General features: G+C 55.7%; 18 protein-coding genes, 6 tRNA genes and 3 rRNA genes. 20 read left to right on the top strand and 7 right to left on the bottom strand.

Going from position 1 to position 21,089, the window contains the following annotated elements; translation table 11 throughout:
• Positions 1 to 99 precede the first annotated feature (99 nt).
• The 5 genes from PspS35_RS26955 to hemJ form a co-directional block, all read right to left on the bottom strand.
• A complete protein-coding gene (locus PspS35_RS26955; protein WP_159937476.1) occupies positions 100 to 438 on the bottom strand; it encodes a histidine triad nucleotide-binding protein in 339 nt (112 codons plus the stop codon).
• 46 nt (positions 439 to 484) lie between these two features.
• Complete coding sequence (locus tag PspS35_RS26950; protein ID WP_159937475.1) at positions 485 to 1,273, bottom strand: SDR family oxidoreductase; 789 nt, start codon at positions 1,271 to 1,273, stop codon at positions 485 to 487.
• Between the two features lie 60 nt (positions 1,274 to 1,333).
• Positions 1,334 to 2,299: a DUF805 domain-containing protein gene (locus tag PspS35_RS26945; protein ID WP_159937474.1), complete on the bottom strand. Its 966-nt coding sequence runs from the start codon at positions 2,297 to 2,299 to the stop codon at positions 1,334 to 1,336.
• Positions 2,300 to 2,369: 70 nt separating this feature from the next.
• Positions 2,370 to 3,332, bottom strand: a complete 963-nt coding sequence (locus PspS35_RS26940; RefSeq protein ID WP_159937473.1) for a nitronate monooxygenase family protein — start codon at positions 3,330 to 3,332, stop codon at positions 2,370 to 2,372.
• 24 nt (positions 3,333 to 3,356) lie between these two features.
• A complete protein-coding gene (gene hemJ / locus PspS35_RS26935) occupies positions 3,357 to 3,785 on the bottom strand; it encodes a protoporphyrinogen oxidase HemJ (protein ID WP_159937472.1) in 429 nt (142 codons plus the stop codon).
• A gap of 135 nt (positions 3,786 to 3,920) precedes the next feature.
• Between hemJ and argC the strand changes: the two genes are divergently transcribed.
• Positions 3,921 to 4,955: an N-acetyl-gamma-glutamyl-phosphate reductase gene (gene argC / locus PspS35_RS26930; protein WP_159937471.1), complete on the top strand. Its 1,035-nt coding sequence runs from the start codon at positions 3,921 to 3,923 to the stop codon at positions 4,953 to 4,955.
• Between the two features lie 165 nt (positions 4,956 to 5,120).
• Positions 5,121 to 5,471: an iron-sulfur cluster insertion protein ErpA gene (gene erpA, locus PspS35_RS26925; RefSeq protein ID WP_003176443.1), complete on the top strand. Its 351-nt coding sequence runs from the start codon at positions 5,121 to 5,123 to the stop codon at positions 5,469 to 5,471.
• A gap of 65 nt (positions 5,472 to 5,536) precedes the next feature.
• Here erpA and PspS35_RS26920 read toward each other — a convergent pair whose 3' ends face one another.
• Positions 5,537 to 6,628, bottom strand: coding sequence for an anhydro-N-acetylmuramic acid kinase (locus PspS35_RS26920; RefSeq protein ID WP_159937470.1), 1,092 nt, complete (start codon positions 6,626 to 6,628; stop codon positions 5,537 to 5,539).
• 3 nt (positions 6,629 to 6,631) lie between these two features.
• A complete protein-coding gene (locus tag PspS35_RS26915) occupies positions 6,632 to 8,044 on the bottom strand; it encodes a peptidoglycan DD-metalloendopeptidase family protein (protein ID WP_159937469.1) in 1,413 nt (470 codons plus the stop codon).
• 209 nt (positions 8,045 to 8,253) lie between these two features.
• Here PspS35_RS26915 and tyrS point away from each other — a divergent pair, with 209 nt between their 5' ends.
• From tyrS to rplJ, 18 genes are all read left to right on the top strand, one after another.
• Positions 8,254 to 9,453 carry a tyrosine--tRNA ligase gene (tyrS, locus tag PspS35_RS26910; protein ID WP_159937468.1) on the top strand — a complete coding sequence of 400 codons (1,200 nt, stop codon included), beginning with the start codon at positions 8,254 to 8,256 and terminating at the stop codon, positions 9,451 to 9,453.
• 494 nt (positions 9,454 to 9,947) lie between these two features.
• Positions 9,948 to 11,484 (top strand): 16S ribosomal RNA (locus PspS35_RS26900).
• Between the two features lie 83 nt (positions 11,485 to 11,567).
• Positions 11,568 to 11,644: transfer RNA gene (locus PspS35_RS26895), tRNA-Ile, on the top strand.
• A gap of 30 nt (positions 11,645 to 11,674) precedes the next feature.
• Positions 11,675 to 11,750 (top strand) — tRNA-Ala (locus PspS35_RS26890).
• 249 nt (positions 11,751 to 11,999) lie between these two features.
• Positions 12,000 to 14,891, top strand: a 23S ribosomal RNA gene (locus PspS35_RS26885).
• A gap of 157 nt (positions 14,892 to 15,048) precedes the next feature.
• A 5S ribosomal RNA gene (gene rrf, locus PspS35_RS26880) occupies positions 15,049 to 15,164 on the top strand.
• Together the 16S, 23S and 5S rRNA genes with 2 tRNA genes alongside form the textbook arrangement of a ribosomal RNA operon.
• 153 nt (positions 15,165 to 15,317) lie before the next feature.
• Positions 15,318 to 16,277, top strand: coding sequence for a bifunctional biotin--[acetyl-CoA-carboxylase] ligase/biotin operon repressor BirA (gene birA, locus PspS35_RS26875; RefSeq protein WP_159937467.1), 960 nt, complete (start codon positions 15,318 to 15,320; stop codon positions 16,275 to 16,277).
• A complete protein-coding gene (locus PspS35_RS26870; RefSeq protein WP_159937466.1) occupies positions 16,267 to 17,016 on the top strand; it encodes a pantothenate kinase in 750 nt (249 codons plus the stop codon). Before birA ends, PspS35_RS26870 begins: the two co-directional genes overlap by 11 nt.
• Before the next feature lie 7 nt (positions 17,017 to 17,023).
• Positions 17,024 to 17,470, top strand: a complete 447-nt coding sequence (locus PspS35_RS26865) for a hypothetical protein (protein ID WP_159937465.1) — start codon at positions 17,024 to 17,026, stop codon at positions 17,468 to 17,470.
• 142 nt (positions 17,471 to 17,612) lie between these two features.
• Positions 17,613 to 17,697: transfer RNA gene (locus PspS35_RS26860), tRNA-Tyr, on the top strand.
• Positions 17,698 to 17,721: 24 nt separating this feature from the next.
• Positions 17,722 to 17,795 (top strand) — tRNA-Gly (locus PspS35_RS26855).
• Between the two features lie 26 nt (positions 17,796 to 17,821).
• Positions 17,822 to 17,897: transfer RNA gene (locus PspS35_RS26850), tRNA-Thr, on the top strand.
• 162 nt (positions 17,898 to 18,059) lie between these two features.
• Positions 18,060 to 18,135: transfer RNA gene (locus PspS35_RS26845), tRNA-Trp, on the top strand.
• A 45-nt stretch (positions 18,136 to 18,180) separates the two neighbouring features.
• Positions 18,181 to 18,549, top strand: coding sequence for a preprotein translocase subunit SecE (secE, locus tag PspS35_RS26840; RefSeq protein WP_003194658.1), 369 nt, complete (start codon positions 18,181 to 18,183; stop codon positions 18,547 to 18,549).
• Between the two features lie 9 nt (positions 18,550 to 18,558).
• Positions 18,559 to 19,092, top strand: a complete 534-nt coding sequence (nusG, locus tag PspS35_RS26835) for a transcription termination/antitermination protein NusG (protein ID WP_003176436.1) — start codon at positions 18,559 to 18,561, stop codon at positions 19,090 to 19,092.
• Positions 19,093 to 19,209: 117 nt separating this feature from the next.
• Positions 19,210 to 19,641, top strand: coding sequence for a 50S ribosomal protein L11 (gene rplK / locus PspS35_RS26830; protein ID WP_003176435.1), 432 nt, complete (start codon positions 19,210 to 19,212; stop codon positions 19,639 to 19,641).
• Positions 19,641 to 20,336 carry a 50S ribosomal protein L1 gene (rplA, locus tag PspS35_RS26825; RefSeq protein ID WP_003176434.1) on the top strand — a complete coding sequence of 232 codons (696 nt, stop codon included), beginning with the start codon at positions 19,641 to 19,643 and terminating at the stop codon, positions 20,334 to 20,336. The genes rplK and rplA overlap by 1 nt, the downstream gene beginning before the upstream one ends.
• 200 nt (positions 20,337 to 20,536) lie before the next feature.
• Positions 20,537 to 21,037, top strand: a complete 501-nt coding sequence (gene rplJ / locus PspS35_RS26820) for a 50S ribosomal protein L10 (protein WP_003232405.1) — start codon at positions 20,537 to 20,539, stop codon at positions 21,035 to 21,037.
• Positions 21,038 to 21,089: the final 52 nt, after the last annotated feature.

Here is a 21,089-nt window from a genome sequence, read left to right as displayed (position 1 = left end):
AAGAGAGGGACAAGCGTTTGCCCTGAGTCAATTTGCCATTGCGGCGAGGGAGCTTGCTTGCGCGCGTGTACGAAGCGGTCGCAAGCCCCCAGATGATCCTCAGCCCGGCGGCCAGTTCATCTGGCGCTGACCCAGCACGTGCATGTGGATGTGATAGACGGTTTGCCCGCCCTTCTCATTGCAGTTCATGACGACTCGAAAGCCGTCTTCGCAGCCGAGTTCAAGGGCCAGGCGCTGGGCCGTGAACAGGATATGCCCGGCCAGCGCCTTGTCTTCTTCCTTGAGGTCATTCAGGGTGCGGACCGGCTTCTTCGGGATCACCAGAAAATGCACGGGTGCCTGCGGGGCAATATCGTGGAAGGCGAGGACTTGATCATCTTCGTAGATGATCGTCGCGGGTATTTCTCTGTTGATGATCTTGGTGAACAGAGTATCCACAGCTATTTCTCCATTATGAAAGTGCAGGGTGAGTGTACTCAGCCATTCAGCGTGGGCAATAGGCCTTGTTGATGGCACCGGCAATCTTGCGCGTCAGCCAGCGCGGGCTGAAACGTGGGCTGAAGGCGAGCCAGCGGTTGCGGCGGCCGGGGATGATGATGGCTTTGTTCTTTTCCAGTGCGCGCACGGTATACAGCGCCACCTCTTCCGGGCTCATCAGTTGCTCACTGCGGTCGAGTTTGGCAGTGTCCATTTGTGCAGTGCCGAAGAATGCAGTGCGTGTCGGGCCGGGGCAAAGCACCGAGACCTTGATGCCGCAGGTCTTCAGTTCTTCACGCAAACCTTCGGAAAAATGCAGCACATAGGCCTTGCTGGCGTAGTAGCTGCTCATCCACGGGCCGGGCTGGAACGCGGCAACCGAGGCGACGTTGAGAATCTGCCCGCCACCGTGCAGCGCCATGGTATTGCCCAGTGCGTGACACATGCGGGTTAGGGCGAGGATGTTGACTTCAATCAGGTCTTGCTCGGTCATCCAGTCCTGGGCCAGGAAGGGACCGCTGGTACCGATACCGGCACAGTTGACCAGCAAATCGATCTGCCGCTCGCCCTCTTCAAGCTCCAGCAGGAACCCTGACAAACGCAGTGGCTCGCCTAGGTCGCAGGCACGAAACAGCACCTCGACGCCGAAGCGCTGAGTCAATTCGAGTGCAATGCTTTCCAACTGATCACGCTGGCGGGCCACCAGAATCAAGCTGCGGCCGCGACGGGCCAGGGCTTCGGCCAAGGCCAGGCCGATGCCGCTGGAGGCACCGGTGATCAGAGCGTAACGGGTCATGCCTTTCTCCATCGCAACGCCCCCATCGATGATGGAGGCATCACGGATGGGGGCGTTTCTTTACTGTTCTTGCGCAGAGTCTACAGGTTCGGCTGCTTCGTCAGCACTTTGCGCGTCGTCTTCCTCGACGATCACGCTTTGGTCAGCGTCTTCATCGGCGGTGATGGAGCTGCTTTCGTAGCTGCTGTCTACGTTGGCTTCGAGTTGGTCAAAGTAGCCATTCATGCCCAGCGACACCACGAGGATCAGCATCAGCGGAATGAACGCCAGCCATAGCGAGGCCAGAACCTTCACCGCCGTGGAGTTGCGCGGTGGCGGTGCGCCGTATTGGTTGGCGCCGGCGTTACCTGGCAGCACCAGCAGCAGGAGCGGGAAAATGCTGTTCACCAGTGGAACCAGGTTCAGCAGGTACAACCAGCCAGACCAGCCCAGGTCGTGCAGGCGTTGCACGCCGATCTGCACGCTCACGACCACCACCGCGATGCACAGCGCAAAGCCCAGCAGCGAGCCGACGATGATGGCTGTGGTTGGGGACGCGGTGGCAATGGCGAAGCCCACGGTGCTGAGGATACCTGCTGCGACGAGCATGGCGACGGTCAACACCAGCGTCCATGCCAGGTATCGCAGGCGACCGATACGGCCATTGATCGTGAAGATCTTGAGGGTTGCGTATTCGGGCAGGTTCTCACCGACGGTGGAGCGTGGCGGTGCGTACGGTGAAGCGGCTGGGCGGGAGAAGTCTGAGGCGCTGGAATCCGTCTCGTGGGTTTCGGCAAGGCTGAATGCCACAGGCTGTTCAGCTTCGATGCGCGCATCTACACCGGCGTTTTTCAGCGCGGCGAGATAAGTTTCGGCGTCGGGGCGCGACAGGTCGCGTTTGAGTGCGACCTGGCGGCCGGTGAAGAGTTTCTCGATGTCCTCGACGGTGCTCTTGAACAGCTCAGCCAGGTTCAGCTTGGCCGTGGTGCTTTCGACACCCGGGAGCAAGGCTCCATCAAACACAATCTTGAAGCGGTTGTCGCTCATGCGGGCTTCCTTGTCACTGATTCAGGTATGGGGGTGCAGGCCCGCTCAATCGGCAGGCCTATCGGTTGGGTCAGCGCGGCCAGCGCAACTGTGCGGCCTGCTCGTGCGCCTTGCGGTATTCGGCATCCAGGCGGGCAACGAGTTCATCGACGCTGGGTAAATCATCAATCTCACCGACGCCTTGGCCGGCGGACCATACGATCTTCCACGCCTTGGCTTCGTCGCTCAACGGCTTGAGCTTGGAACCGAAGTTGACCTCGCCTTTGCCTTGCAGCGTTGCGAGGTCGAACCCGGCATTTTCCAGGCTTTGGCGCATAAAGCTAGCGGGCACGCCGGAGACTGCGGGAGTGTGCACGATGTCGGCGGCGCGCGATGTGAGCAGCATCTCTTTATACGCATCTGGAGCGTGGCTTTCGGTGGTGCCGATAAAGCGTGTGCCGAAATACGCCAGGTCCGCCCCCAGCAACTGCGCGGCAAGAATCTCGTGCCCGTGATTGAGGCACCCCGCGAGCAGCAGGGTCTTGTCGAAGAACTGGCGAATCTCGGCAATCAGCGAGAACGGGCTCCAGGTGCCGGCATGGCCACCGGCGCCTGCAGCCACGGCAATCAGGCCGTCCACACCGGCTTCGGCGGCTTTTTCGGCGTGGCGGCGGGTAGTGACATCGTGAAACACCAGGCCGCCGTAGCTGTGCACGGCATCCACCAGCTCTTTGACGGCGCCCAGGCTGGTGATCACGATCGGTACTTTGTGCTCGACGCAGATCGCCAGGTCCGCCTCCAGGCGTGGGTTGCTGTTGTGCACGATGAGGTTGACGGCATACGGCGCGGGATTCTCCAACTGCGCCAGGCCTGCTTCGATTTCCTCCAGCCAGGCCTTAAAGCCACTGCTTTCGCGTTGGTTGAGCGCAGGAAAGCTCCCCACCACGCCATTGCGACAGCACGCCAGCACCAGTTGCGGATTGGAAATCAGGAACATCGGCGCCACCACCAGGGGCAGGCGCAGACGTTGTTCAAGCAGAGCGGGCAGCGACATTGGAGGTACCCCGGGTAGTTGAAGTTAGAACGGTTTGACCACGACCAAAATTACGATAGCCAGCAATAGCAGAACCGGGACTTCATTGAACCAGCGATAAAAGACATGGCTGCGGGTATTTTCGCCACGGCCGAAGCGTTTTACCTGCGCGCCACACATATGGTGGTAGCCGATCAGCAGCACGACCAGGGTGAGCTTGGCGTGGATCCAGCCGCCGGATTGAAAGAGGCTGGGGTTGAGGTAGATCAGCCAGGCGCCGAATATCAGGCTGGCGATCATCGCAGGGCCCATGATGCCGCGGTAGAGCTTGCGCTCCATGATGCTGAAGCGTTCCTTGCTGACGGTATCCTCGCTTTGGGCGTGGTAGACGAATAGGCGTGGCAGGTAGAACAGCCCGGCAAACCAGCAGACGATGCTGATGATGTGAAAGGCTTTGACCCATAGATAAAGCATTTTTAGTTATTCCCAGGTTCACGGTAGGCAAGATAGTAGTGGCTGATGCGCCCGTACGTCACGTTGGCGGTTGTCGCAGGGCGATGTGACCCCTATTATCGACGGCTTTCCAGTGGGTTCGTTGAGGGCAGGTTTATGGTCAAGGTCGGTATCGTCGGCGGCACGGGTTACACCGGTGTCGAATTGCTGCGTCTGTTGGCTCAGCATCCGCAAGCTGAGGTGGTGGTCATCACCTCCCGATCCGAGGCCGGCCTGGCCGTAGCCGATATGTATCCGAACCTGCGAGGTCACTATGATGGCCTGGCGTTCAGCGTTCCGGACATCAAGACCCTTGGTGCGTGTGACGTGGTGTTCTTTGCCACGCCCCACGGTGTTGCCCATGCGTTGGCCGGCGAGTTGCTGGCGGCGGGCACCAAGGTGATCGACCTGTCGGCAGACTTCCGTCTGCAGGACGCTGACGAATGGGCCAAGTGGTACGGTCAGCCACATGGCGCGCCGCAGCTGTTGGAAGAGGCGGTGTACGGCCTGCCGGAAGTCAATCGTGAGCAGATCAAGCGCGCGCGCCTGATCGCGGTGCCGGGCTGCTATCCAACTGCGACGCAACTGGGCTTCTTGCCGTTGCTCGAAGCCGGGTTGGCGGATGCTTCGCGCCTGATCGCAGACTGCAAGTCGGGCGTCAGCGGTGCTGGTCGTGGTGCGGCAGTAGGTTCGCTGTACTCCGAGACGTCGGAAAGCATGAAGGCCTACGCGGTAAAAGGGCATCGTCACCTGCCGGAAATCCGCCAGGGGCTGCGTCGCGCTGCCGGTAAGGATGTGGGCCTGACCTTCGTACCGCACCTGACGCCGATGATCCGTGGCATTCACTCCACGCTGTACGCCACTGTGGTTGACCGCACGGTAGACCTGCAGGCGTTGTTTGAAAAGCGCTACGCCAATGAGCCGTTCGTCGACGTAATGCCGGCGGGCAGCCACCCGGAAACCCGTAGCGTTCGCGGCGCCAACGTGTGCCGTATTGCGGTGCATCGTCCGCAGGATGGTGATCTGGTGGTGGTGTTGTCGGTGATCGATAACCTGGTCAAGGGCGCATCGGGCCAGGCTGTGCAGAACATGAACATCCTGTTTGGCCTGGATGAGAAGCTGGGTCTGTCTCACGCTGGCATGTTGCCTTAAGCCGGTTTGCTGATTGCGCAAAAGGCCCGTTGATCGGGCCTTTTGTGTTTCTAATGGCGGCTGAGCAGATTGATATACCGTAACAATAGTTGACCGCTTTTCTAGGAGAAGCGGATAATGCCCGCCATTACGCATATGGCGGCGTTACGCCGGGAGATTATCAGCATGAGCGTTGAATCCTTCACCCCCACGGCTTTGCAATTCACCCACGGTGCTGCGCACAAGGTGAAGAGCCTGGTCGATGAAGAGGGTAATGATCGCTTGAAGCTGCGCGTATTCGTTACGGGCGGCGGTTGTTCAGGGTTCCAGTACGGTTTTACCTTCGATGAAGATGTGGCCGACGATGACACTATCGTTGAGCGCGAGGGCGTGAGCCTGGTTGTGGACCCTATGAGCTTCCAGTACTTGGCAGGTGCCGAGGTGGATTATCAGGAAGGTCTGGAGGGTTCGCGTTTTGTGATCAAGAACCCCAACGCCACCACTACCTGTGGTTGCGGGTCTTCGTTCTCGATCTGATCGACGACGGATACAAAAACGCCGCTTGGCTTTGATCGGCCAAGCGGCGTTTTGCTGTCTGGGATTCAGGCGGGGTAAATCGCGCCCAGGACCCGCAGTCCGCGTGCGCCGGTGACGCTGGGGCGGTTGGCGGCGATCCCTTCCAGGCAGCAATGAGCCAGCCAGGCGAAGGCCATAGCCTCGACCCAGTCCGGATCTACGCCGTGTGTGGCGGTGCTGCTGACCAGGGTGGATGGCAGCAAGGCGGCCAGGCGCTGCATCAGCGCGCCGTTGTGGGCGCCGCCGCCGCAGACCAGCAGGGTTTCGGTCTGGGCTTGTGCCGTTTGCAGTGATTCAACGATGGTCAGGGCGGTGAGTTCCAATAGCGTCGCCTGGATATCTTGAGGCTGCAAAGCCGGCAGGCGGCCAAGGTGCTGCTGCAGCCATCCCAGGTTGAACACTTCGCGCCCGGTGCTTTTCGGGCCTTTGGTCAAGAAGAACGGGTCGCTGAGCAGGGCATTGAGTAGCAGAGGGGCTACGTTGCCGCTGGCGGCCCATTTCCCATCTCGGTCAAAGTGCTCGCCACGCTGCAGGTGAATCCAGGCGTCCAGCAGGACATTGCCTGGGCCGCAGTCGAAGCCCGCTACGGGTTTGCCGGTCTCGATCAGGCTGAGGTTGCTGAAACCGCCAACATTCAATACCGCCCGGTTACCGGTGCGCTCGCCAAACAGCGCTTCGTGAAACGCGGGGACAAGAGGCGCGCCCTGACCGCCGGCGGCCACATCGCGGCTGCGGAAATCGCTGACCACGGTGATGCCTGTCAGCTCGGTGAGCAACGCCGGGTTGCCGATCTGGACGGTAAACCCCAAGGCAGGTTCGTGGCGGATGGTCTGACCATGACTGCCGATTGCGCGAATGTCCTGAGGCTTGAGGTTGTGCTGTTCAAGCAGGGCGTGAATGCCTTGTGCCGCCAGGCTGACCCAGTGCTGCTGGGCTATGGCTGAGCGGGCAATCTCATCCGGGCCGCTGGCGCATAGGCTCAGTAGTTCGGCGCGCAGAGTGTCCGGCATGGGGGTGTAGTGAGTGGCGATCAAGTTGATCGCCGTGTCATGTTCGATCAGTGCGATATCCAGGCCGTCGAGGCTGGTACCGGACATCACACCTATATAGAGCGGCATGGCTTAGCGCTTCGCCGAAGCCAGCAGGGTGGAGCGCTCCTGGTCCATGCGTGCCATCAGCGGCTGGCTCTGTTGCATGAAGCGCCCGCGCTCGGCCTTGGCGATTGGGTCGGCCATCGGCAGCTTCTGGCCCAATGGGTCGACATGCACGCCATTGACCTGGAATTCATAGTGCAAGTGCGGGCCGGTAGACAGGCCTGTGGTACCGATATAGCCGATCACTTGGCCCTGTTTCACGTTGCCACCGGTTTTCACGCCCTTGGCGAAGCCTTGCATATGGCCATACAGCGTGCGGTAGGTATTGCCGTGCTGGATGATCACGGTATTGCCGTAACCGCCGCGACGCCCGGCCAGCAAGACCTTGCCGTCACCGGCAGCCTTGATTGGCGTGCCGCGCGGGGCAGCATAGTCGACGCCTTTGTGAGCGCGGATTTTGTTCAGAATTGGATGCTTGCGACCCATGGAGAAACGCGAGCTAATACGAGCGAAGTCCACCGGGGTGCGGATGAAGGCCTTGCGCATGCTATTGCCATCAGCTGTGTAGTAGCTGCTGTTGCCCTGTTTGTTGGTGTAGCGCACGGCAGTGTAGGTCTTGCCGCGGTTGGTAAAGCGCGCGGAGAGAATGTTGCCGGTGCCGACCACTTTGCCATTGGCGACTTTCTGCTCGTAGATCACGTCGAATTCGTCGCCCTGGCGGATGTCCTGGGCGAAGTCGATGTCGTAGCCAAATACGCTGGCCATGTCCATGGTCATGCTGTGGGACAAGCCGGCGCGGGCGGCAGACTGCGACAGCGAACTGTTGATCACGCCGTGAACGTAGGCGGAGCGCATGACCGGCTTGGTCGTGGTGCGGCTGAAGGAGAAGCCTTTGGCGCCCTTGGTCAGGGAGATGCTTTCGAGGTCGCTGACATTGCTGTGCAGGCTGTTCAACTGCCCGTCGGTGGCTAGTTCGAACTCAAGTTTCTGGCCGTGCTTGAGCTGGGTAAATTGCTTGGCCTGTTTGTCGCTGGCCAGCACATCGTTAACCGTGGCACTGGGCAGGCCTACCTTTTCGAATAGGGTCGAAAGCGTATCGCCTTTTGACACAATGACTTCGCGGTGTTGTGGGCTCTTGGCTGCGGCCACAGCGGGCTGCTCTTGAGCGGCTTGCTGAGTGTCTTCGGGCGCGCTTTCGATCTGCGCGAACGGTGATTCGGCTGAAGCATTTGTGGCTTGTTGCGCACTGGCGGCGTCTTGATCTTGTGTCAGTTGTTCAACCGGACTCTCCAAGTCAAGGCTCAGGGATGTTCGTTTGGCTTCTACGTCACTGGAAGGGAATACCAGGAGTGCCAGGCTGAGAAGGGCGGCGATACCACTTGCGGCGAGCAAGTGGGTCTTCGGGTAAAGCGGCGGCGCTTTAGACGGTTCAGTGGTCATAGGTAATTTTGACTTTGAAGATGAAATGGAAAAGATGAATGACATGATGAAGATGAAATAACTGTATAAAATATAACCAAATCATCTGTGGCGCAAGCTCGCGAACGCTGGGCTTGCTGAACGGTGTCCGTGCGCAGGGCAAAACTTGTAATTAGTCCCTGATCTTGTATGGTTGGTTCCCTTTTGAATCTGAGCCTTGCGGGTCTGTTATGAAGTCGGTTGAAGAGCAGCTAGCGCTGATAAAACGTGGTGCGGAAGAACTGTTGGTCGAGGCCGAGCTGATCGAAAAGCTCAAGCGTGGCCAACCCCTGCGTATTAAGGCTGGCTTCGATCCTACGGCGCCGGATCTGCACCTGGGTCATACCGTGCTTATTAATAAGCTGCGCCAGTTCCAGGAATTGGGGCATCAGGTCATCTTCCTTATAGGTGATTTCACCGGGATGATCGGCGATCCGAGCGGCAAGAGCGCGACGCGTCCGCCGCTGACTCGCGAACAGGTGCTCGATAATGCCGAGACCTACAAGACTCAGGTGTTCAAGATTCTTGATCCGGCCAAGACCGAAGTGGCCTTCAACTCCACCTGGATGGACCAGATGGGGCCGGCGGATTTCATTCGCCTGACCTCCCAGTACACCGTTGCGCGGATGCTTGAGCGTGATGACTTCGACAAGCGCTACTCCACCAATCAGCCGATCGCTATTCATGAGTTCCTCTATCCGCTGGTCCAGGGCTATGACTCGGTAGCCTTGCGTGCCGATGTCGAGCTGGGTGGTACCGATCAGAAGTTCAACCTGCTGATGGGGCGCGAGCTCCAGCGTGCGTATGGGCAGGAGGCGCAGTGCATTCTGACCATGCCGCTGCTGGAAGGCTTGGATGGCGTCAAGAAGATGTCCAAGTCCCTGGGTAACTATGTCGGTATCCAGGAGGCGCCGGGTGTGATGTACGGCAAGCTGGTTTCCATTCCTGATGCGCTGATGTGGCGTTACTTCGAGCTGCTGAGCTTCCGCTCGATGGATGAGATCAATGCGTTGCGCGCTGATGTCGAGGCTGGCGCCAACCCGCGCGATGTGAAGATCAAGCTGGCTGAAGAGATTGTTGCGCGTTTCCATGGTGAAGAGGCTGCGGCCAATGCTCACCGTGGGGCGGGTAATCGCATGAAGGATGGCGAGCTGCCTGATGATCTGCCTGAGATTGAGCTGACTGCTGGCGAGGCGATGCCGATTGCGGCCGTCCTTAATAAGGCGGGCTTGGTGAAGAACTCGGCCGTAGCTCGCGACCTTCTGAACTCTGGTGGCGTGCGTATAGATGGTGAGGTGGTAGATCGCACCTTTATATATGAGCTGGGCGCGACCCACGTTTGCCAGGCTGGGAAGAAGGCATTTGCGCGTATTACGCTCAAATCCGAATAAGTCCGAAATTAAGGGTTGACGGCGAATTATATCTGTCTATAATTCGCCCCACTTCCGGCGCAGTCGAAACGGAAAACTCCTTGGTAAACAATGAGTTACGCAGTTTTCGGCAGCAGGTGCTTCAGTTCATCGAAGCCAAAAGGAAGTTGAAAAAGAGGTGTTGACAGCAGCGTGTAACGCTGTAGAATTCGCCTCCCGCTGATGAGAGATCTGAAGCGCAAGTGGTTGAAGTTGTTAAGGATTCCTTGAAAACTTCTTAAAATAATCACTTGACAGCAAATGAGGCTGCTGTAGAATGCGCGCCTCGGTTGAGACGAAAGATCTTAACCAACCGCTCTTTAACAACTGAATCAAGCAATTCGTGTGGGTGCTTGTGGAGTCAGACTGATAGTCAACAAGATTATCAGCATCACAAGTTACTCCGCGAGAAATCAAAGATGTAACCAACGATTGCTGAGCCAAGTTTAGGGTTTCTTAAAAACCCAAAGATGTTTGAACTGAAGAGTTTGATCATGGCTCAGATTGAACGCTGGCGGCAGGCCTAACACATGCAAGTCGAGCGGTAGAGAGAAGCTTGCTTCTCTTGAGAGCGGCGGACGGGTGAGTAATGCCTAGGAATCTGCCTGGTAGTGGGGGATAACGTTCGGAAACGGACGCTAATACCGCATACGTCCTACGGGAGAAAGCAGGGGACCTTCGGGCCTTGCGCTATCAGATGAGCCTAGGTCGGATTAGCTAGTTGGTGGGGTAATGGCTCACCAAGGCGACGATCCGTAACTGGTCTGAGAGGATGATCAGTCACACTGGAACTGAGACACGGTCCAGACTCCTACGGGAGGCAGCAGTGGGGAATATTGGACAATGGGCGAAAGCCTGATCCAGCCATGCCGCGTGTGTGAAGAAGGTCTTCGGATTGTAAAGCACTTTAAGTTGGGAGGAAGGGCAGTTACCTAATACGTGATTGTTTTGACGTTACCGACAGAATAAGCACCGGCTAACTCTGTGCCAGCAGCCGCGGTAATACAGAGGGTGCAAGCGTTAATCGGAATTACTGGGCGTAAAGCGCGCGTAGGTGGTTTGTTAAGTTGGATGTGAAATCCCCGGGCTCAACCTGGGAACTGCATTCAAAACTGACTGACTAGAGTATGGTAGAGGGTGGTGGAATTTCCTGTGTAGCGGTGAAATGCGTAGATATAGGAAGGAACACCAGTGGCGAAGGCGACCACCTGGACTAATACTGACACTGAGGTGCGAAAGCGTGGGGAGCAAACAGGATTAGATACCCTGGTAGTCCACGCCGTAAACGATGTCAACTAGCCGTTGGGAGCCTTGAGCTCTTAGTGGCGCAGCTAACGCATTAAGTTGACCGCCTGGGGAGTACGGCCGCAAGGTTAAAACTCAAATGAATTGACGGGGGCCCGCACAAGCGGTGGAGCATGTGGTTTAATTCGAAGCAACGCGAAGAACCTTACCAGGCCTTGACATCCAATGAACTTTCTAGAGATAGATTGGTGCCTTCGGGAACATTGAGACAGGTGCTGCATGGCTGTCGTCAGCTCGTGTCGTGAGATGTTGGGTTAAGTCCCGTAACGAGCGCAACCCTTGTCCTTAGTTACCAGCACGTTATGGTGGGCACTCTAAGGAGACTGCCGGTGACAAACCGGAGGAAGGTGGGGATGACGTCAAGTCATCATGGCCCTTACGGCCTGGGCTACACACGTGCTACAATGGTCGGTACAGAGGGTTGCCAAGCCGCGAGGTGGAGCTAATCCCATAAAACCGATCGTAGTCCGGATCGCAGTCTGCAACTCGACTGCGTGAAGTCGGAATCGCTAGTAATCGCGAATCAGAATGTCGCGGTGAATACGTTCCCGGGCCTTGTACACACCGCCCGTCACACCATGGGAGTGGGTTGCACCAGAAGTAGCTAGTCTAACCTTCGGGAGGACGGTTACCACGGTGTGATTCATGACTGGGGTGAAGTCGTAACAAGGTAGCCGTAGGGGAACCTGCGGCTGGATCACCTCCTTAATCGACGACATCAGCTGCTCCATAAGTTCCCACACGAATTGCTTGATTCATTGAAGAAGACGATAAAGAAGCAGCCCGAAATTGGGTCTGTAGCTCAGTTGGTTAGAGCGCACCCCTGATAAGGGTGAGGTCGGCAGTTCGAATCTGCCCAGACCCACCAATTTTGTGTGGGAAACGCCTGTAGAAATACGGGGCCATAGCTCAGCTGGGAGAGCGCCTGCCTTGCACGCAGGAGGTCAACGGTTCGATCCCGTTTGGCTCCACCACTACTGCTTCTGTTTGTTGAAAGCTTAGAAATGAGCATTCCATTGTGATGATGGTGAATGTTGATTTCTAGTCTTTGATTAGATCGTTCTTTAAAAATTTGGGTATGTGATAGAAAGATAGACTGAACGTTACTTTCACTGGTAACGGATCAGGCTAAGGTAAAATTTGTGAGTTACTCAGTTTTGAGTATTATCGAATTTTCGGCGAATGTTGTCTTCACAGTATAACCAGATTGCTTGGGGTTATATGGTCAAGTGAAGAAGCGCATACGGTGGATGCCTTGGCAGTCAGAGGCGATGAAAGACGTGGTAGCCTGCGAAAAGCTTCGGGGAGTCGGCAAACAGACTTTGATCCGGAGATGTCTGAATGGGGGAACCCAGCCATCATAAGATGGTTATCTTACGCTGAATACATAGGCGTAAGAGGCGAACCAGGGGAACTGAAACATCTAAGTACCCTGAGGAAAAGAAATCAACCGAGATTCCCTTAGTAGTGGCGAGCGAACGGGGACTAGCCCTTAAGTGGCTTTGAGATTAGCGGAACGCTCTGGAAAGTGCGGCCATAGTGGGTGATAGCCCTGTACGCGAAAATCTCTTAGTCATGAAATCGAGTAGGACGGAGCACGAGAAACTTTGTCTGAATATGGGGGGACCATCCTCCAAGGCTAAATACTACTGACTGACCGATAGTGAACTAGTACCGTGAGGGAAAGGCGAAAAGAACCCCGGAGAGGGGAGTGAAATAGATCCTGAAACCGTATGCGTACAAGCAGTGGGAGCCCACTTTGTTGGGTGACTGCGTACCTTTTGTATAATGGGTCAGCGACTTATTTTCAGTGGCGAGCTTAACCGAATAGGGGAGGCGTAGCGAAAGCGAGTCTTAATAGGGCGTCTAGTCGCTGGGAATAGACCCGAAACCGGGCGATCTATCCATGGGCAGGTTGAAGGTTGGGTAACACTAACTGGAGGACCGAACCGACTACCGTTGAAAAGTTAGCGGATGACCTGTGGATCGGAGTGAAAGGCTAATCAAGCTCGGAGATAGCTGGTTCTCCTCGAAAGCTATTTAGGTAGCGCCTCATGTATCACTGTAGGGGGTAGAGCACTGTTTCGGCTAGGGGGTCATCCCGACTTACCAAACCGATGCAAACTCCGAATACCTACAAGTGCCGAGCATGGGAGACACACGGCGGGTGCTAACGTCCGTCGTGAAAAGGGAAACAACCCAGACCGTCAGCTAAGGTCCCAAAGTTATGGTTAAGTGGGAAACGATGTGGGAAGGCTTAGACAGCTAGGAGGTTGGCTTAGAAGCAGCCACCCTTTAAAGAAAGCGTAATAGCTCACTAGTCGAGTCGGCCTGCGCGGAAGATGTAACGGGGCTCAAACCATACACCGAAGCTACGGGTATCACGTAAGTGATGCGGTAGAGGAGCGTTCTGTAAGCCTGTGAAGGTGAGTTGAGAAGCTTGCTGGAGGTATCAGAAGTGCGAATGCTGACATGAGTAACGACAATGGGTGTGAAAAACACCCACGCCGAAAGACCAAGGTTTCCTGCGCAACGTTAATCGACGCAGGGTTAGTCGGTCCCTAAGGCGAGGCTGAAAAGCGTAGTCGATGGAAAACAGGTTAATATTCCTGTACTTCTGGTTATTGCGATGGAGGGACGGAGAAGGCTAGGCCAGCTTGGCGTTGGTTGTCCAAGTTTAAGGTGGTAGGCTGGAATCTTAGGTAAATCCGGGATTCTAAGGCCGAGAGCTGATGACGAGTTAACTTTTAGTTAACGAAGTGGTTGATGCCATGCTTCCAAGAAAAGCTTCTAAGCTTCAGGTAACCAGGAACCGTACCCCAAACCGACACAGGTGGTTGGGTAGAGAATACCAAGGCGCTTGAGAGAACTCGGGTGAAGGAACTAGGCAAAATGGCACCGTAACTTCGGGAGAAGGTGCGCCGGTGAGGGTGAAGGACTTGCTCCGTAAGCTCATGCCGGTCGAAGATACCAGGCCGCTGCGACTGTTTATTAAAAACACAGCACTCTGCAAACACGAAAGTGGACGTATAGGGTGTGACGCCTGCCCGGTGCCGGAAGGTTAATTGATGGGGTTAGCTAACGCGAAGCTCTTGATCGAAGCCCCGGTAAACGGCGGCCGTAACTATAACGGTCCTAAGGTAGCGAAATTCCTTGTCGGGTAAGTTCCGACCTGCACGAATGGCGTAACGATGGCGGCGCTGTCTCCACCCGAGACTCAGTGAAATTGAAATCGCTGTGAAGATGCAGTGTATCCGCGGCTAGACGGAAAGACCCCGTGAACCTTTACTATAGCTTTGCACTGGACTTTGAATTTGCTTGTGTAGGATAGGTGGGAGGCTTTGAAGCGTGGACGCCAGTCTGCGTGGAGCCAACCTTGAAATACCACCCTGGCAACTTTGAGGTTCTAACTCAGGTCCGTTATCCGGATCGAGGACAGTGTATGGTGGGTAGTTTGACTGGGGCGGTCTCCTCCTAAAGAGTAACGGAGGAGTACGAAGGTGCGCTCAGACCGGTCGGAAATCGGTCGTAGAGTATAAAGGCAAAAGCGCGCTTGACTGCGAGACAGACACGTCGAGCAGGTACGAAAGTAGGTCTTAGTGATCCGGTGGTTCTGTATGGAAGGGCCATCGCTCAACGGATAAAAGGTACTCCGGGGATAACAGGCTGATACCGCCCAAGAGTTCATATCGACGGCGGTGTTTGGCACCTCGATGTCGGCTCATCACATCCTGGGGCTGAAGCCGGTCCCAAGGGTATGGCTGTTCGCCATTTAAAGTGGTACGCGAGCTGGGTTTAGAACGTCGTGAGACAGTTCGGTCCCTATCTGCCGTGGACGTTTGAGATTTGAGAGGGGCTGCTCCTAGTACGAGAGGACCGGAGTGGACGAACCTCTGGTGTTCCGGTTGTCACGCCAGTGGCATTGCCGGGTAGCTATGTTCGGAATAGATAACCGCTGAAAGCATCTAAGCGGGAAACTAGCCTCAAGATGAGATCTCACTGGGACCTTGAGTCCCCTGAAGGGCCGTCGAAGACTACGACGTTGATAGGTTGGGTGTGTAAGCGCTGTGAGGCGTTGAGCTAACCAATACTAATTGCCCGTGAGGCTTGACCATATAACACCCAAGCAATTTGACTACTCGAAAGAGCATCAGATTGCGGTGTGTGAAGACGCAATGAACCGAAAGTTCGATGCTCACAAAACACCGAAAGCTGTCACATACCCAATTTGCTGAAGCGAGGCCAACTGGTCGCGACTCAGTACCCGAATTTCTTGACGACCATAGAGCATTGGAACCACCTGATCCCATCCCGAACTCAGTAGTGAAACGATGCATCGCCGATGGTAGTGTGGGGTTTCCCCATGTGAGAGTAGGTCATCGTCAAGATTAAATTCCGAAACCCCATTTGCGAAAGCAGATGGGGTTTTGTTTTGGGCGCTCGGAAAGCGTGGCGAACCTCGTCACGCTAAAGTCCGCCCTTTCTATGCAATGACCCTGCGCATGGCTATCATGCCTGCCTCATTGTGAGGCGAAACTTGCATGCTAACGCTGTTAAAACTTCTGAAAGATGGGCGATTCCATTCCGGAGAAGCACTGGGCGCCGCCTTGGGCGTCAGTCGTAGTGCTGTCTGGAAGCAGCTTCAGCACCTTGAGGCGGAATTGAATTTGCCTGTTCATAAGGTTCGCGGGAAGGGGTATCAGTTGGCTTCGCCGCTGGTCTTCTTGAGTGCTGAGGACATCGCGCTAAACGCGCCTACACAGGCATGGCCTGTTCACATCTCTGATTCCATTGACTCAACTAATGCTGAGGCGCTGCGTCTTGTTGGCGCGGGTGCGGCGGCGCCGTTCCTGGTGCTTGCAGAGCAGCAAACAGCGGGAAGGGGAAGGCGCGGTCGCAAGTGGGTCAGTCCGTTCGCGCAGAATGTGTATTACAGCCTTGTGTTACGCATCGAGGATGGCCTTCGACAGTTGGAGGGCTTAAGCCTTGTGGTTGGCTTGGCGGTCATGCAGGCGCTGCATGAGTCGGGTGTGCGCGGGGCGGCCTTGAAGTGGCCAAACGACGTCCTGGTGGGGCAAAAGAAAATTGCCGGAATTTTGCTGGAGCTCGTAGGCGACCCTGCGGATATTTGTCACGTTGTCCTTGGAATAGGTATCAACGTGAACATGCAAAAGGCTTCAGAGGTTGATCAGCAATGGACTTCTGTGCAACTTGAGACGGGGTCGCCTATGGATCGCAACGCTTTGGTCGCGCAGTTGGGCTTGCAGTTGCAGAGCTACCTTGATCGACATCGGGTGGCTGGTTTTTCGGGGCTTCGCCAGGAGTGGGAGAAAAGCCATGCCTGGCAAGGCCGATCTGTATCTCTCATCGCAGGCATAAATCAGGTTAACGGCGTGGTGCTGGGTGTCGACTGTCAAGGCGCGTTGCGTTTAAGTGTTGATGGCGTTGAGAGAACATACAGTGGTGGCGAGCTAAGCCTGAGGTTGCGTGATGATTCTTGAGCTCGACTGTGGGAATAGCTTTATCAAATGGCGCGTCCTTGATTCAGGCAAGCTGAAGGCGGGCGCAGAGGGTGTTGCAGGCTCGAACGAAGCCTTGATTGACAGTCTTCTGGCGCTGCCTGGCGTGCTGCTCACGCGCTGCAGGTTGGTGAGTGTTCGCGCGCAGGAAGAAACGAACAAGCTGGTCGAGGCGCTTGTCGAGGTCTTTGGCGTTGCCGTTTCCTGCGCGACTTCCTCCCGGGAGATGGGCGGGGTGCGCAACGGCTACGAGGAATTCGACCGTCTTGGTCTTGATCGTTGGCTGGCGATGCTCGGCGGTTTTAAATTAGCGTCGGGCGCCTGTCTGGTCCTTGATTTTGGTACGGCGGCAACTGCTGATTTCATTGCGGTCGATGGCGAGCACCTGGGCGGTTTTATTTGTCCCGGGATGCCTCTCATGCGGAGCCAGCTGCGAACGCACACGCGCAGGATAAGGTATGGCGATGCGGCGGCTGAACGGGCCCTGGAGCTTCTGTCGCCAGGTAGAACGACCGTAGAGGCGGTCGAGCGCGGCTGTATGTTGATGCTCAGGGGGTTTGTCTTAACCCAGCTTGATCTGGCTCGCAGCTACTGGGGGGATGACTTCACTGTCTTCCTGACTGGCGGGGACGCTGATTTGGTGTCGGATGCTGTGCCGCAGGCTCAGCTCGTTCCGGATTTGGTTTTCGTTGGGTTGGCGATGGCGTGCCCTTTGTCCTGAGGTATTTATGCGTTGGCTTTTCTTGCTTTTACTGATCCTTAACGTTTTCTACTACATTTGGCATCAACAAGAGGCGCCGTTGCGCGCTAAAGACGTTACGCCTCTGAGCCTATACCGTGGCGCCCAGCAGGATATTCGCCTGTTGAGCGAGTCCACTGATGCTGTGGCTCGGAGCGAGCGGGCAAAGGGGGGGGAGGCGCAGAGTACCTGCTTGTACATTGGCGGGTTTACGGACCAGAGCCAGGCGCAATCGGTCGAGCAGCGCCTCACTAGCCTGGATATAAAGGTCAAGGTTCAGTTGCTCAATGCTCCTGATGCATCGGGTTACTGGCTTCGCGTGGCCCCTGAAAGCCGGCGCCTGGCTGACGATCTGCCCTTTGAAAACCTTGCTAAGGAATTCAATGAGTTAAAACATAAAATAATGTTGTGCGAAGGCGTTGCAACTCTCGAATAGTTTGCATAGAATGGCGCCCGCTTCGCAGTGAAGACCTTTAAGGGGATTTGATGCGAAGCAACGTCAATGCAGCTAACCTCATAATTTAAATGAGAAAATGCTTGACAGAAGGTCGGCGTGATGTAAAATGCCGGCTCGCTTAGGAGGGGTTCCCGAGCGGCCAAAGGGATCAGACTGTAAATCTGACGTCTACGACTTCGAAGGTTCGAATCCTTCCCCCTCCACCATTTTTAGCGTGAGCTGCAAGCTCCGCGGGTATAGTTTAGTGGTAGAACCTCAGCCTTCCAAGCTGATGATGCGGGTTCGATTCCCGCTACCCGCTCCAAGTTTGCAGGTTGTGCAATGTGTTTTGCTCTTGTAGCTCAGTTGGTAGAGCACACCCTTGGTAAGGGTGAGGTCAGCGGTTCAAATCCGCTCAAGAGCTCCATATAACAAGGCAGATATGAAAATATCTGCCTTTGTTTTAACGGCTGCCTCGGCTTGAGTGTGTTGTATCTGGCTTTTATTGTCAGGTGATTTCAGGTCTATTGGGGTTGGTTGTTGTAAAGTCTTTTTCAGGCCTGCATAATGGTCGGCCTGATTTTGTTTTAGGTCAGTAGCTCAATTGGCAGAGCGACGGTCTCCAAAACCGTAGGTTGGGGGTTCGATTCCCTCCTGACCTGCCAGATTCACATGGTGTGTCTGGCTTTCTTTTCACAGGATCTTCATAGATGACTCCTAAGGCTGAAGCTCAAAGCTCTCGTTTCGATCTCGTCAAGTGGCTCGCTGTGGTCGCATTGGTGGTCGTTGGCGTTGTTGGCAATCAGTACTATTCTGCTTCGCCGATCCTGTACCGTGTACTCGCTTTGCTTGCCCTTGCTGCTGTAGCTGCCTTTGTAGGCCTGCAGACTGCTAAAGGCAAGTCTTTCGCGGTCCTGGTAAAGGAAGCTCGCACCGAAATTCGTAAAGTCGTTTGGCCGACTCGCCAAGAAACCACGCAGACCACGTTGATTGTTGTGGCTGTTGTTCTGGTTATGGCGTTGCTGTTGTGGGGGCTTGATTCCCTGCTCGGCTGGCTTGTTTCCTTGATTGTTGGCTAAGGGTGTCCCGTGGCTAAGCGTTGGTACGTTGTGCATGCTTACTCGGGTTACGAGAAGCATGTTATGCGCTCTTTGCTGGAGCGCGTAAAGCTGGCAGGCATGGAAGATGGCTTCGGCGAAATTCTGGTTCCCACTGAAGAAGTGGTTGAAATGCGGAATGGTCAGAAGCGCAAAAGCGAACGTAAGTTCTTCCCTGGCTACGTGCTGGTGCAGATGGACATGAATGAAGGTACTTGGCACTTGGTCAAGGATACCCCTCGTGTCATGGGCTTTATCGGCGGTACTGCTGACAAGCCTGCTCCGATCACTGACAAAGAGGCAGAAGCAATTCTGCGTCGCGTTGCTGACGGTAGCGACAAGCCCAAGCCGAAGACCTTGTTCGAGCCGGGTGAGGTTGTTCGTGTCACAGATGGTCCGTTCGCTGATTTCAACGGCACCGTCGAAGAAGTTAACTACGAAAAGAGCCGGATCCAAGTGGCAGTGCTCATTTTCGGTCGCTCTACTCCGGTAGAGTTGGAGTTCAGCCAGGTCGAAAAGGTCTAGCTGGGCAAGCATCCCAACCCCGCAGCCCTAGGCTGTGGGGTTTTGTCGTCACTGGGATAAACGCGCAAGTAACCGGGGAGCCTTTCGAGGCGTTTGAACCCGTAATTGGAGTGCCTCATGGCCAAGAAGATTACCGCTTACATCAAGCTGCAAGTGAAGGCCGCTCAGGCCAACCCAAGTCCACCCGTAGGCCCGGCTCTGGGTCAGCACGGCGTGAACATCATGGAATTCTGCAAGGCCTTCAACGCCCGTACTCAGGGTCTTGAGCCAGGTCTGCCGACTCCAGTGATCATCACTGTATACAGCGACCGTAGCTTCACTTTCGAAACCAAGTCGACCCCGGCTTCGGTTCTGCTGAAGAAAGCTGCTGGTCTGACTAGCGGTTCCGCTCGTCCTAACACCGTTAAGGTTGGCACCGTCACTCGTGCTCAGCTGGAAGAAATCGCGAAAACCAAAAACGCGGATCTGACTGCAGCTGATATGGATGCAGCCGTGCGTACCATCGCCGGTTCTGCTCGTAGCATGGGCCTTAACGTGGAGGGTGTGTAATGGCTAAGCTGACCAAGCGCCAAAAGGCTATCGCCGGCAAAATCGAAGCGGGCAAGTCCTACAATTTTGTAGATGCTGCTGCTCTGCTGACCGAGCTGTCGACTGTCAAGTTCAGCGAGTCTGTTGACGTTGCTGTAAACCTGGGTGTTGACCCACGTAAATCCGACCAGGTCGTTCGTAGCGCTACTGTGCTGCCACACGGTACTGGCAAGACTGTACGTGTAGCCGTCTTCACCCAAGGTCCAGCTGCTGAAGCAGCTCTGGCTGCTGGCGCTGATCGCGTTGGTATGGACGACCTGGCTGCCGAAATGAAAGGCGGCGACCTGAACTACGACGTAGTTATTGCTTCCCCGGATGCAATGCGCGTTGTAGGTCAGTTGGGTCAGATCCTGGGCCCGCGCGGCCTGATGCCTAACCCTAAAGTCGGCACCGTAACCCCAGACGTAGCTACCGCGGTTAAAAACGCCAAGGCTGGTCAGGTTCGTTATCGCACCGACAAAAACGGCATCATTCACACCTCCGTTGGCAAAGTCGGCTTTGATGCCGTCAAGCTGAAGGAAAACGTTGAAGCCCTGATCGCTGATCTGAAGCGTATCAAGCCAGCTTCCTCGAAAGGTATCTACGTCAAGCGCGTTACCCTGAGCACCACTATGGGCCCAGGTCTGGTCATCGACCAAGGCTCGCTGGACGTATAAGACACAAATTGGCGCAAGCGATTGCGCCAATTGGAAAAAATTGGGGTCCCTGCCTGGCGGGGGCTATCCAAGACCGTAGGCGACGCAAGTCTTAAACCAAAAGCCTACGCAGATGGTGCTCCCGGTTCCTTACCGAATCAGACACCAAAACGACATCCGGCTCCGGCCAGATGAAACGGTAACAAGCAGGAGTTAAACCCGTGGCAATTAATCTCGAAGACAAGAAGGCCATCGTCGCTGAAGTCAACGAGGCTGCCAAAGCTGCTCTGTCCGCTGTCGTGGCTGATGCCCGTGGTGTGACAGTAGGCGCTATGACCGGACTCCGTAAAGAGGCTCGTGAAGCTGGCGTATACGTACGTGTTGTACGTAACACCCTGCTCAAGCGCGCTGTTGCTGACACTGAATACAGTGTTCTCAACGACGTGTTCACTGGCCCGACTCTGATCGCGTTCTCCAAGGATCATCCAGGCGCTGCTGCCCGTTTGTTCAAGGAATTCGCCAAGAGTCAGGATAAGTTCGAGATCAAGGCAGCTGCGTTCGAGGGCAAGTTCCTCGCAGCTAACCAAATCGACGTACTGGCAACACTGCCGACCCGCGACGAAGCCATTTCGCAGCTGATGAGCGTGATTCAAGGCGCTACCAGCAAGCTGGCTCGTACTCTGGCTGCAGTTCGCGAGCAAAAAGAAGCTGCCGCAGCCTAAGGCTGAGCATTTTCTCTCGCGTATTTTTGTTTATTTCGATGGCCGCGTAGGC

The organism is Pseudomonas sp. S35 (assembly GCF_009866765.1).
GTDB lineage: Bacteria > Pseudomonadota > Gammaproteobacteria > Pseudomonadales > Pseudomonadaceae > Aquipseudomonas.
The sequence above is the reverse complement of the archived record's forward strand: the minus strand, read 5'-3'. Positions and strand labels throughout refer to the sequence as shown.